Genomic DNA, 13,900 nt, shown 5'->3' on the forward strand with positions numbered 1-13,900 from the left:
CCTTTACCCATAATGGTCTTACCGATAATTAATGTGGGCTGACCGGTTACGGCTTTCGCTTCTGTCAGAGCTGTGCGGATTGCATCGGGATCATTACCATTGATAATAATTACTTTCCAGTGCCATGCTTCGTATTTCTTGGCAACATCTTCGCTGGTAACAGCATCGGTAGCGGTAGACAGCTGGATGTCGTTTGAATCATAAAACATGATCAGATTGTCCAGTCCCAAATGACCTGCCAAACGTCCTGCACCCTGAGAAATTTCTTCTTGAATGCCACCATCGGATATATAGGCATAGATAGTCTGGTCCATGACATTACCCAGACGGGCTTTCAGAAATTTGGCAGCGATAGCAGCACCTACTGCAAAAGTGTGTCCTTGTCCTAACGGACCGGAAGTATTTTCAATACCGCGCATGATGTCCACTTCAGGGTGTCCCGGAGTCGGACTTCCCCATTGACGGAACTGTGCCAGTTCTTCCATGGTGAACTTGCCGGTCAGTGCCAAAGTGGAATATAACATCGGTGACATGTGGCCTGGATCAAGGAAGAAACGGTCACGTCCTTCCCAACGCGGATTTTCAGGATCGTAAACTAAAAACTCAGAGAAAAGTACATTCACAAAATCAGCGCCACCCATAGCTCCACCCGGATGTCCTGAATTAGCTTTCTCTACCATCGAAGCAGCCAGAATACGGATGTTGTCCGCTGCACGGTTCATAAGTTTCTTTTCGTTCATATTAAAATAATATTATAATTTGAATGCTATTAGTGAGTCGATTTATCCTTGCTATTTTATTTAATATCTGCAAAGATAACTCTTTATGTGTAAACCACAACATGTAAAGAGGCTCTTTTTTAAACCTGTTTGACTCACTTCTTAAATTGGGTCGCTGCTTCTTCAACAGGCAGTCCTGCCTTATAGTTTTCGATATATGTGTTGAATCCGGCTACATCTTCGGCTGTTGGCGATATTTCAATACCGGCATCACCGGCGAATACTTTGTCTTCCAGAAAATCTGCCAGGGATTGTTTCTTTTCATTGTTGACAAGGTAAGAACCTAGCAGGGCGATTCCCCATGCGCCACCTTCACCGGCAGTTTCCATTACGGAAATAGGGGAGTTTATAGCTGCTGCAAGTATTCTCTGGCCTACACCTTTCGTCTTGAATAATCCGCCGTGTCCTGTGATTCTGTCTACTTTGATTTTCTCTTCATTGAAAAGAATGTCATTACCTATCTTAAGAACTCCGACTGAAGCGTATAAATGGGTACGCATGAAGTTGGCGAGGCTGAATTTGTCATTTGCAGAACGTACAAACAATGGCCTTCCGTCGGCAAGTCCTGTCACGGGTTCACCTGAAATATAATTATATGAAATAAGACCACCGCAATCTGCATCACCTGCGAGCGCATGATTGTAAAGTTTTTCATATAATTCATTCATATCTACAGGTATACCCAGCAGTTCTTGGTATTCTTTAAACAGATTGATCCAGGCATTGAGGTCGGAGGTGCAGTTGTTGCAATGTACCATAGCTACAAGGCTTCCGTCGGGAGTGGTGACCATGTCAATCATTTCGTATGGCTTGGACAACTCTTTTTCCAACACAATCATGGAAAATGAGGAAGTGCCTGCTGATACATTCCCGGTACGTTGCTTGACAGCGTTGGTTGCTACCATGCCAGTTCCGGCATCTCCTTCCGGAGGACAGACAGGTATACCTGCTTTTAAATGGCCCGACACGTCCAGCCTCTTGGCACCTTCTGGTGTAAGGAACCCTGCATTCTCGCCGGCGGGTAAGACTTTGGGCAGGATATCTGTCAGTTTCCAGGGGTATCCTTTAGGAGCTACCAACTTGTCGAACTTGGCTATCATTCCGGCAGAATAATTCTTGGTAGCCGGGTCTATGGGAAGCATTCCTGATGCATCACCTATGCCCAGAACTTTTTGACCTGTAATTTGCCAATGAATGAAACCTGCAAGGGTGGTCAGATAGTCAATGTCACTTACGTGCTCTTCATTGTCTAAAATAGCTTGGTATAAATGAGAAATGCTCCATCTCAGAGGAATATTATATACGAATAATTCAGATAAAGCGGCTGCTGCCGGACCAGTATTGGTGTTTCTCCATGTACGGAAAGGTACAAGGATTTCTTCTTCTTTATTGAATGCCATATAACCATGCATCATGGCACTGACACCGATTGCTGCCAAGGTTTCTATTTCTGTGTCATATAGCTTTTTTACGTTGGAACGGAGATCTGCATAGCAGTCTTGCAGGCCATGCCAGATAGCTTCCACACTGTAAGTCCACAGTCCGTCTACCAATTGATTTTCCCAGCTATGGCTTCCTTGGGCAATGGGCTTGTTTTCCTGGTCAATCAAAACAGCTTTGATTCGCGTTGATCCGAATTCTATGCCTAGAATAGCTTTTCCTGCTTCGATGGTTGATTTTGCATCTGATTTCATATTAAAACCTATAATTTAAGGTACAACAATAATGATGATAAAATAAGGTGGGATGTGCCAAGAATCTTATTAGCCTTGACACATCCCCTCTTCATGGATGAATTAGCAAAGTGCTTTGTTCAGCATATAGTAGACTTCGTTCATGCGAAGCTCTTTCTTGAAGTTGCTGATGGTAGTATCTTTGTCAATACGGATCATTTCGATACCTGCAATTTCAGCATAGTCTTCCCAATATTCTGCTGTCAGATCATAAGAGAAGCAAGAATGATGTGTTCCACCTGCCAGGATCCATGCGCCTGCACCTACTTCGAAATTAGGCATCGGAATCCACAGGGCGGAAGCAACCGGTAATTTGGGCAACGGTTTCGGTTCGATGCATTCTACGTCGTTCACGATCAGACGGAAACGGTTACCCAAGTCTACTACAGTGGCGGTACAACCTGAACCTACTTTTGAAGTGAATACAAGACGGGCTGTCTGGCTCTTGCGAATACCTATACCTAGGAAGTGTACTTCCAGACGTGGTTTGGAAGCGGCGATAAGAGGACAAACTTCCAGCATATGTGATTGCAGGATAGCACTGTTTGCACCATCGAAGTTCAATGTGTAATCTTCCAAGAAAGAACAACCTTGGGAAAGTCCTTGGTTCATCACCCATACAGTGCGGTAGAGAGCTGCTGATTTCCAGTCACCTTCCGCACCGAATCCGTAGCCTTCAGCCATCAGACGCTGGGAAGCCAGTCCCGGAATCTGATCGAAGTAGCTGCCGTCTGTTTGGCCCAAATCATCAAAATTAGTAGTGAATCCTTTAGCGCCTTTGGCTTTGAGGATGGCACGAAGAGCTAATTCGGCTTTTGCAGCATTCCATACTTTCTGATAAGCTTCGGTTGATTTATCTTCTAATGAAGCATCGTGGTCGTATTCGTTAAAGTAAGTTGCTACAAGTGCTTCTACATCTGTATCCTTGATATTTTTATGGTATTCCATCAGTTCGCTTGCCGGACAGTAATCTACGTGGTACCCCATACGTTGTTCTGCTTCCACTTTATCACCGTCAGTTACAGCTACATTATTCATCTGATCGCCGAAACGGATGATCAGCATATCCTGAGAGTCTGCCCAACCTGCACAAACGCGCATCCAAACGGCAATCTTGTGCTGGGTGTCTTCGTCTTTCCAGTAACCTACCACTACTTTGCGGCGGATGCGCATACGGGTACAGATATGTCCGAATTCGCGGTCACCATGGGCGGATTGATTCAGATTCATGAAGTCCATATCCATGGTATCCCAAGGAATTTCCTTATTGAATTGAGTGTGTAGATGTAACAGTGGTTTCTTTAACTGCTGCAGACCGTGAATCCACATTTTAGCAGGGGAGAAAGTGTGCATCCAAGTGATGACACCGATACATTTTTCATCGTTGTTGGCTGCTTTGAACACTGCTTCCACTTCTTTAGAAGAATTGGCTGTTCCTTTATATACTACTTTTACAGGAAGTTTCCCTGATTCGTTCAATCCGTTTACCATTTCATTGGAGTGAGCGTCTACTGCTACAACTGCGTCACCTCCGTACAGAAGCTGTGCTCCTGTTACAAACCATACTTCATACTGATCAAATGCTTTTTCCATAATGTTATATTTTAAAAGGGTTATTAATTTCTTTGTTTCTTATTTCTGTCCATAATAGGCATTGGGACCGTGTTTGCGGCTGAAATGCTTTTCTATTAATAAAGAATTCATCGTTAAATGAGGGTTGGCGGCAAAAGCGATACTTGCCATTTTGGCTACCTGTTCCATGACTACTGCATTATGCACAGCATCATTGGCATCTTTTCCCCATGCAAAAGGACCATGATTTTTTACTAGTACTCCCGGAGTATGTACAGGGTTCAGTTTCTTGAAACGTTTCACAATCACATTGCCTGTTTCCTGTTCGTAGGCACCTTTTACTTCCTCTTCTGTCATATCTGCGGTACAAGGAATGGCGTCATGGAAATAATCGGCATGAGTCGTTCCGATATTGGGAATATCCATTCCGGCTTGTGCCCAGGCGGTGGCATAGGTGGAGTGGGTATGTACCACTCCACCTATTTCGGGGAATGCTTTATATAGAACTACATGGGTGGGAGTATCTGAAGACGGACGAAGAGAACCTTCTACCACGTTGCCGTCCAGATTTACTACAACCATGTCTTCAGCTTTCATATCATCGTATGATACACCACTGGGTTTGATTACTACCAAGCCTGTTTCACGATCAATGGCAGAAACATTTCCCCATGTAAAAATAACTAGTCCGTGTTTCACCAAATCCAGATTGGCACGGAATACTTTTTCTTTTAATTTTTCTAACATAATGAATAATTGGGTAATGTGGCAATATGCTAATTTGTCAATTGGCAAATTATTGCATCGGCACATTATTTTAAAGTTTAAATTTCGGATCCTTTCTGTAGGCCTTATCATTAAATTTATAAAGATAAGCACCTCGTCGGGAACCTGATTTGTCTATCAAATCTGTTTTTTCAATGAAATCCATTTCGGCTACCCGCTTGCGGAAATTCCGCTTGTCCATCGGTTCGCCATAGATTGCTTCATATAGATTTTGCAACTGTGTCAGGGTAAACAATTCGGGCAGCAGGTTAAAACCAATTGGATTGTATGATGCTTTGTGCTTCATTAGTTCACGTGCTTTGGAAATCATGATCGGATGATCGAAAATGAGCTGTGGCAGTTCGTCTATTTTTGTCCAATGAGCATTGTGCTGCTGCACTAGTTCCCTGTCATATTCATTTACATTGACTAAAGCATAATAGGCTACTGATATAACTCGTTCTCCTGGATCGCGCTCTAAGTCGCCAAATGTGCCTACTTGTTCCATATATACATTTTCCAATCCGGTCAGTTCTGCCAATACCCGTTTGGCGGCAGCGTCTACACTTTCGTCTTCTTGTACGAATCCTCCCATCAAAGACCATTTTCCCATAGCTGGTTCAAAATTTCGTTTTAGTAGAAGCAGTTTTAATTCTCCTTCGTCAAAACCGAAAATGATACAGTCTACAGATACATAGAATTTAGGATTTATGTTATAATAGGTGGTCATGGTTTAGTGTCGGTTTAAAATTAACAGGCTGTATTCTTCAAGATAATTCAAAGCATACAGCCTTTAATTTATGGTTTACCAGAAATAAGCATAGAATAGTGCGCAAAGCAGAACTACACCTAAAGAGGTTATAACATCCCATTTGTTCCAGCTCTTTCTGATAAGTTCCTTGTAACTGCCGGTAAAGGTGATGGCTTCCACTTGTTTGGCGGTTGGAGCCGGAGTGAAGCATGATACAACAACCATTAACAACAAAAGGAATACAAGTAACCATATTTCAAAAATAAGCCAGTTTGTCTGCCAAAACCAAGTTGTATTTTCCCAAAACCAGCCGGTCATCACATCTTTTCCGGTGTTGGTGAGGATATTAGTCAGCAAACGGATCATACCAATTAGGAAACCGACAATCATGGCAGTTTCACCGGCTTTCGGAGTGATTTTCTTGGAGAATATACCAAGTGCAAATACGGCTACCATTGCAGGTGCAAGGAGAGACTGTATACCTTGCAGATAGTCGTAAAGGCTGCCGAGACTCATCATTACAGGAATCCATGCCATGCCGAGGATAACTACAACTACGGTAGCGATACGTCCTACCATAACATAAGTAGCTTCACTTTTGTTCTTAAACATGGGTTTGTAAAAGTCTTCTGTAAAAAGTGTGGCACATGAATTAAAGAAAGCAGCCAGTGAAGCAACCAATGCACAGATGAATCCAATAGTTACAATACCTTTTACACCGGCAGGCAGAACATCCTTTACCATTACAGCAAAAGCTGCATCTGTATTTGACATATCAAATTCACCTTTTGCAGCTAAGGCGGCAGCTACCATCCCCGGAATAAGAAACATGAAGACAGGCAGGATTTTAAAATAACCGGCTGCAATAGTACCTCTACGGGCACGCTTCATTACTACATCATTATCTTCGCCTTTACGTTGTCCAAGTACACGCTGTACGATATGCTGGTCGGTACACCAATACCAGAAACCGATGATAGAAGCTCCGATAAATACCCAGAATCCAGGATAATCTTGATACATCGGGTCTGCTTCAGTCCAGTGAAACATATGGTTGGCACCATAAGCGTGTCCGTCTGCTCCTATATTCATGGCGCTACGCGCATGATCCATCATTTCTGTCCATCCTGTAGCAATATTACCGTCTCCCAAGGCTGACAGTCCCAGGAAAAGAACCAAGAAAGAACCAATGATTAAAATAGGGGTTTGAATAGCTGAGAGGGTCATTACTCCTTTCATTCCACTCAGTACGGTGAAGATGCCGGTCAAGACAATAAGTCCGATTGCCCCATACCAAAAAGGAAGTCCAAGTAAAAATTCCAAAAAGATACCTCCGGTATAGGCGGTTACACTAACTTTAGTAAGAATGTAGGCTATCAATGTGATGATAGAAAGCCATGAACCGGTACGTGGGGTATAACGGTATTTAAGGAAATCGGGCATGGTAATGATTTTGCCCATTTTATTGTTTAATAGTTGGTAGAATGGAACAAAAAGCCATCCTAGAAGAAGAATCATCCAACCTTGCATTTCCCAGTGTGCCATACCTACTCCGGATTTGGCACCGGTTCCTGCCAAACCTACCAGATGTTCCGAACCGATATTGGCTGCAAAGATAGCAGCACCAATGATGTACCATGGCTCACCTTTACCAAATAGATAATCTTCACTGCTTGCTCCTTGTTGCGAGCGTTTGTCTTTTTGTACAGAGCGCCATACCGCCCATATCACAGCTGCAATGCCGACTGCCAGTATTGTCCAGTCCAGCCAGATGAATTCATGTGAATTCCAATTCATGATATTAAATATTTAAAGTTTAACAATTATTTTTCAACACCGAATTTAAAGATACATTGGCTGTGATAGGTCTGTCCCGGTTCCAGGATTACAGAAGGCCATTGTGATTTGTTGGGGCTGTCGGGATAGTGCTGTGTTTCCAGACAAACAGACGCGCGTTGCGGATAAGTAATTCCCTTTTTCCCTTTTACAGTTCCATCCAAAAAGTTGCCTGTATAGACTTGTATTCCCGGTTCATTAGTATATATTTCCAAAGTGATACCACTAGTGGGGCTGGTCAGTTTGGCAGCCAGTTGGTTGATATCACCTTTCGTGTTAAGTACCCAATTGTGGTCGAACCCGTTGCCGAATTTTATTTGTTCGTTTTCAAAATTAGTCACATCGGGGGCAATAGTTTTAGGAGTATTGAAATCAAATGGAGTTTCTGTTACTGCTATCATTTCTCCAGTGGTCATGAATGTGCTGTCAACGGGAGTGATGCTGTCTGCATTTACATAAAGAATATGGTCGGTGGCTGGATTGGCAGGGTTTCCACTCAAGTTGAAATAAGAGTGGTTAGTCATATTGATAACAGTCTTTTTGTCAGTTGTCGCTTTGTAGTTTATGTCGATGGCATTGTCTCTTGTCAGTGCATAAGTAACAGTAGCGGTTACATTTCCCGGAAAATTGGCATCTCCATCTGGTGACTTCATAGTTAGTGTCATAGTACTGTCGTTTAATTGGTTTGCTTCATAAACTTGGTATTGCCATCCTTTAGGACCTCCATGCAGGCAGTGGCCAAAATTATTTTGGGGCAGTTGAATGGTTTCTCCATCTATTACGATGACTCCTTTATTAATACGGTTGGCATAGCGTCCGATAGAAGCACCGAAGTCGCTGGGAATATTTTGGTAGTCAGCAATGCTGTCAAAACCCAGCACTACGTCTTTTAGATTTCCGTTTTTGTCAGGGACCATGATAGATACAATACGTCCGCCAAAATTGGTTACGCATACTTCCATTCCGGCTGCATTTTTTAGCGTATACAGTTTAACAGGTTTTACGCCATCCACTATTGTTTCATAATTAGTGGGGGCTAATCCGGACTTTGTAAGTGCTTCTTGAGATTGTTTGGGAGCGCAAGCACTTAACAATGTCAGTGCGATACCGGTTCCCAGAAAGGTTTTTTTCATGCTTTTCATGATATAAAAGTACTAATTAGTAATAGAGTATATGATTTTGGGTGTAAAAGTAACACTATTACTAATACATTGGATATGAAAAGAGTATGTTGTGCAACATAAAAGTGTATTTCCTACACTTTTATAGCATAAAGAAGAAAAAAACCGCTTTGGATTCAAAGCGGTTTTTTCATATGTTAGCGAATTTGAGATATTTTTTATACCAGCTTGCGAGAACCGTCACTGATGACTACATCGTAAACTTTTGGACTTCTTCCGAATTTTTCTTTGAATCTTTCTTTGGCAGTGGTGATGAATGTTTCGTATAGTTCATTTTTAACTAGGTTGATTGTACATCCACCGAAACCTCCACCCATTACACGTGAACCGGTAACACCGCAGTCGAAAGCAACATCATTCAAGAAATCAAGTTCCTCACAGCTTACTTCATACAATTTACTCATGCCATAGTGAGTTTCATACATCTTCTGTCCTACGGTTTCGTAATCACCTCTTTCCAAAGCGTCGCAAACATCGAGTACACGTTGGATTTCTTCAATGACGTATTCTGCACGCATATAGTCTTCTTCACTGATCTCGGCTTTTGCTTCCTGCAACATTTCCATTGTACAATCACGTAAAAATTCTACATGAGGATGTTTTTTCTGAATGGCAGATACGGCAGCTTCACAACTTTGACGACGCTTATTGTATGCAGAAGAAGCCAATTCGTGTTTGACTACTGAGTCAACTAATACTAAACGGTAACCTTCCGGTTTGAAAGGGAAATATTGATATTCTAATGAACGACAATCCAAACGGATCAAACTACCTTCTTTTCCAAATACAGATGCAAATTGATCCATAATACCGCAATTTACACCACAATAATTATGTTCTGTTGCCTGACCTACCTTGGCTAATTCAAATTTATCTATTTTGTTGTCGCCGAAAAGTTCGTTGATAGCGAAAGCGTATGTACTTTCCAATGCAGCAGATGAAGACATACCTGCACCCAAAGGTACGTCACCCGCAAAAGCAGTGTCAAAACCTTTCACATCTACACCACGTTTGATCATTTCACGGCAAACGCCGAAAATATATCTTGCCCAACTGGCTTTAGGAGCATCTTCTTCGTTCAAACCGAACTCTACATAGTCTTTTAAATCAATAGAATAAGCACGTACCTTATTGGTACCATTAGGTTTGATTTCAGCAATCATACCTTTATCTACTGCTCCGGGAAATACAAAACCACCGTTATAGTCGGTATGTTCTCCAATAAGGTTAATACGTCCGGGTGATGCATATACTGAACCTGTTGTACCATCAAAATGTTTGATGAAGCGACTTCTTACGTATTCTATATCCATGATATTAATAGTTTAAAGTTAATACTATATGTTTTTATAATTATTCTACAGGAATGTCTTTGTTTACGTTCTTGCATCCTATCAAACCATAGAACAACAGATAAGCAAGCAAAGCGATAATTAACCAATAGCTGGCCATATATCCCACAGCGTCAGAAATGAATTGCTGCAATAATGGGAAGATACCGCCACCGACAACCATCATCATAAAAATACCTGAAGCTTGTGCGGTATATTTGCCTAAACCCTCTACAGCGAGGTTGAAGATACCTCCCCACATAATGGACGTACATAAACCACAAAGTACCAAAAATAGGGCACTGACAGGTACAGAGGCCATTTCGAATCCATTTTCTACACTATATCCCGGCATAGAGACAGTGATTTCTTTTGGAGTGAAGATTGCGATTAATATAAAACAGATAGCTGTTGCGGAAACAACAATCAATTGTGTGCGTGTAGCTACTTTACCGCTGATGACACTACTTGCAGAACGTCCCACTAACATGAGCAACCAATAGATGGCAGCAATAGCACCACCGATAGCGGCACCGTTGGCAAGCAGGCCCGCACCTTTTTCCGTTGGGTCGGCAAGGTAGAAATTTAATGTGCCTGGAATACCGATTTCAATGCCTACATATACAAAGATACCGATTACACCTAATACAGTATGGCGAAAATTCCAAGGACTATGAGAGAATTTCTCTTTTTCATGACCTGCTTTTCTTAGATGGGGCTCTGGAATAGCGATGAATGAAAGAGCGATAAACGCTGATACGAATACACCCATTGCGATGAAAAGCAGAGGAGCTACATCTGACATAGCTGTTTGAGGGGTGACAGAACCAATCAAGGCACCTACGAAAAGCGGAGTCAAAGTACCCGACAATGAGTTTAGAGCACCACCGGCTTGGATTAATTGGTTACCTTTGTTACCACCACCACCTAAAAGATTTAGCATCGGGTTAACTACTGTGTTCAGCATACATACACAAAAACCACAGACGAAGGCACCAAGCAGGTAGATAATAAAATTCATTTTAATGGCATATTCTCCTAAATTGAATACGTCTATATCTGCACCGAACAAACTGGAAATATATTGGATAAACAAACCGATGAAACCTACTGCCATGGCAATGAGGGCTGTTTTTTTATATCCGATTTTTACAAGCATATTACCTGAAGGAATCCCCATAAACAGATATGCAAGGAAATTCATCATATTTCCCATCATACCCAAGGTATTGGCACCTGCATATTGGTTTTTCCATATTGTGCCGAAAGGCGCAGCAAGATTAGTAACGAAGGAAATCATCGCGAAAAGGAAGAACATTGTAATGATAGCGATGATATTACCGTTCTGTTTTTGTTGATTCATGGTCTTGAAAAAATTATAAGTTTATAAATTAGGTTATTTCATAAAATTATTTTTCTACACCGAATTTGTAGATGGTTACTTGACTGTAAGTTTCCCCCGGATGTAGAACACAAGAAGGGAAATGGCCTTTATTGGGTGTATCAGGAAAATGTTGTGCTTCAAAACAGATGGCACTTCTTGCTGGGAAAGTTGCTCCATGAGCACCTTCGAAACCATTATGCCAGTTTGAAGTATAAACTTGTACGCCGGGCTCTGTAGTGTATACTTCCATGCTACGACCGCTTTCGGGCTCCACACATTTTGCTGCAAAACTCAGTGTGCCTGCTTCACGTTTGTTTAATACATAGCAGTGGTCATAGCCGGCACCGAATTTTAGCTGTTCGAATGGGGCATTGATTCTACTGTCTACTCTTTGAGGAGTACGAAAATCCATAGGAGTACCTTCTACTTTGGCAATTTCGCCTGTAGGGATTGATACATTATCTATCGGAGTATAAAAATCAGCATTAATGGTTACGATGTTGTTATCAACGGTTGCCGTAGGATTGGCAATGCCTGATAGGCTGAAAAAACCATGGTGAGTGAGGTTTACCAATGTTGTTTTGTCTGTTGTAGCGTGGTAAGTAATGATGAATTCATTTTGATTACTTAAAGTGTACGTTACGTGAATATCCAAATTTCCCGGAAATCCTTCTTCGCCATCAGCAGATAAATAATGCAATTTCAAACTTTGTGGAGTTTCCTGTTCTGCATCCCAAATGCGGGTATGAAATCCGGTAGGACCGCCATGCAGCGAGTTGGGACCATTGTTGATAGTCAGTGAATATTCTTTCCCTTCTAAAATGAATTTGCCTCCTGCTATACGGTTTCCGTAACGACCGATAAGAGTACTGAGGAAAGGTTCGTGGCTATTGATTACATGGGTTATACTATCATGTCCTTGAATGACATTGGCATATTTACCGTTTTTGTCCGGAACCATAATAGCTAATACTGCTCCACCATAGTTGGTAACAGCTATTTCAGCTCCGTTTTCATTTTTCAGAATGAAGAGGTCTGTTTGTTTCCCGTTCACTGTTGTCTGAAAATCGGCCCGTTTCAGGCCACATAAATTCTCATCGGAAGTAGATGTGTTTATCATGTTATTGAAAATCTTTTTATTGTATGTATAAAACTAATGCAAATAAAAAGATTTTCTTCGGTATTCCCAAACTTTTTCTATAAAAGTGAACGGACTAAACGTGAAATTTTAATAAATCCGCAACGATAAAGCTGCTTCCTCCAACAAAAATAAAGTCATTTTTGTTAGCTTTTTCTTTAGCGGCTGCTACAGCGGTTTCTACATCAGGATAAGCATCTCCGTGCAGCCTGGATTGCATCGCTAAGCTTTGTAATTCTTTTTCGGATAAAGCGCGTTTTACACTGGCTTTGGTAAAATAATATGTGGCATTTTTAGGAAGCATGGACAATACTCCACTGATATCCTTGTCGTTTACCATACCTATTACAATGTGTAATCGTTCATATTTCTGATGTTTTAATTGTTCTATGATATACGAAATTCCTCCTACATTATGTCCTGTATCACATATTAAAGTCGGTTCACTTTCTAATTTTTGCCATCTTCCCATCAGACCGGTGAGTTCACATACTTGTGAGAACCCTTTACGTATATTACTTTCGGTAAGCTGATAACCTGCTTGTTTTAATAGGCGGATGGCAGATAAAAGCGTATTGGTGTTTTTAAGTTGGCAAAGTCCTTCCAGCTCGCCTTCCAGATTGAGGTAGTCGGTTGTTTGATATATTCGTTTACCTTTTTCATTTATACTGGAGGAGTGTAATAACTGTTCTTCTTCTGCAAAGTAGATAGGAGCGTTTACTTCTTTAGCACGAGTTGTAAATATAGGTTTGGTTTCAGGTGTGGTTTCACCAATAACTACCGGAGTCTTTTCTTTGATGATTCCGGCCTTCTCTGTGGCTATTTTGGCTAATGTATTACCTAAAAATTGTATATGGTCGAAACTGATATTAGTTATGACACATAGATCCGGACGGATGATATTTGTACAATCTATTCGTCCTCCCAGGCCGACTTCTATAATGGCTACATCTATTTGGCTCTGGGCAAAATAGTGGAAAGCCATTGCGGTAGTCAGTTCAAAGAAAGAAGGATGCAGAGGTTCAAAAAAGACACGGTGTTTTTCTACAAAGTCTATGACATATTCTTTGGATACAGGAATTCCGTTGACACGTATTCGTTCACGAAAATCTATCAGATGTGGAGAAGTGTAAAGTCCTGTCTTGTATCCGGCTGATTGTAAAATGGCGGCTAAAGTATGTGAACAAGAGCCTTTTCCATTGGTCCCGGCTATATGAATGGTTCGGAATTGGCGATGAGGATGGTTGAAATACTCGTCTAAAAGATAAGTATTCTCTAATCCTGCTTTGTATGCATCTTTTCCTATATGTTGGAATAATGGGGCACTATTATATAAATAATCCAATGTTTCTTCGTAATTCATGGCAAATGTTTTTATTTACCGCAAAGTGTCACAAAAGAATGCCAGGCAGATATAAAACCTAGTATTC

10 protein-coding genes and 1 pseudogene are annotated in these 13,900 nt (G+C 41.4%); all 11 read right to left on the bottom strand.

Annotated features, from left to right (window positions below):
- Positions 1–740, bottom strand: a pseudogene (locus AB5935_RS20055) (transketolase); the annotation flags it as partial.
- A gap of 134 nt (positions 741–874) precedes the next feature.
- Complete coding sequence (locus tag AB5935_RS20060; RefSeq protein ID WP_038606017.1) at positions 875–2,473, bottom strand: xylulokinase; 1,599 nt, start codon at positions 2,471–2,473, stop codon at positions 875–877.
- Between the two features lie 102 nt (positions 2,474–2,575).
- Positions 2,576–4,105, bottom strand: a complete 1,530-nt coding sequence (araA, locus tag AB5935_RS20065; protein WP_007837196.1) for an L-arabinose isomerase — start codon at positions 4,103–4,105, stop codon at positions 2,576–2,578.
- A gap of 39 nt (positions 4,106–4,144) precedes the next feature.
- Positions 4,145–4,831 carry an L-ribulose-5-phosphate 4-epimerase gene (locus tag AB5935_RS20070; protein ID WP_008652817.1) on the bottom strand — a complete coding sequence of 229 codons (687 nt, stop codon included), beginning with the start codon at positions 4,829–4,831 and terminating at the stop codon, positions 4,145–4,147.
- Between the two features lie 70 nt (positions 4,832–4,901).
- Positions 4,902–5,579: an NUDIX hydrolase gene (locus AB5935_RS20075; RefSeq protein ID WP_005846195.1), complete on the bottom strand. Its 678-nt coding sequence runs from the start codon at positions 5,577–5,579 to the stop codon at positions 4,902–4,904.
- Positions 5,580–5,654: 75 nt separating this feature from the next.
- Positions 5,655–7,397 (bottom strand): sodium:solute symporter, encoded by a 1,743-nt coding sequence (locus AB5935_RS20080; RefSeq protein ID WP_038608945.1) that lies wholly within the window; start codon positions 7,395–7,397, stop codon positions 5,655–5,657.
- Between the two features lie 26 nt (positions 7,398–7,423).
- Positions 7,424–8,578, bottom strand: coding sequence for an aldose epimerase family protein (locus AB5935_RS20085; RefSeq protein WP_007842438.1), 1,155 nt, complete (start codon positions 8,576–8,578; stop codon positions 7,424–7,426).
- Positions 8,579–8,775: 197 nt separating this feature from the next.
- On the bottom strand, positions 8,776–9,930 hold the full coding sequence (gene galK, locus AB5935_RS20090) for a galactokinase (RefSeq protein ID WP_007837201.1): 1,155 nt from the start codon (positions 9,928–9,930) through the stop codon (positions 8,776–8,778).
- 40 nt (positions 9,931–9,970) lie between these two features.
- Positions 9,971–11,311, bottom strand: a complete 1,341-nt coding sequence (locus AB5935_RS20095) for an MFS transporter (protein ID WP_007837202.1) — start codon at positions 11,309–11,311, stop codon at positions 9,971–9,973.
- Between the two features lie 46 nt (positions 11,312–11,357).
- A complete protein-coding gene (locus AB5935_RS20100) occupies positions 11,358–12,452 on the bottom strand; it encodes an aldose epimerase family protein (protein WP_038608948.1) in 1,095 nt (364 codons plus the stop codon).
- Between the two features lie 94 nt (positions 12,453–12,546).
- Positions 12,547–13,833, bottom strand: coding sequence for a bifunctional folylpolyglutamate synthase/dihydrofolate synthase (locus tag AB5935_RS20105; protein WP_007837206.1), 1,287 nt, complete (start codon positions 13,831–13,833; stop codon positions 12,547–12,549).
- Between the last annotated feature and the right edge of the window lie 67 nt (positions 13,834–13,900).

The sequence above is a fragment of the Phocaeicola sp. RTP21198st1_B8_RTP21198_201120 genome, from assembly GCF_040929485.1.
Taxonomy (GTDB): domain Bacteria; phylum Bacteroidota; class Bacteroidia; order Bacteroidales; family Bacteroidaceae; genus Phocaeicola; species Phocaeicola dorei.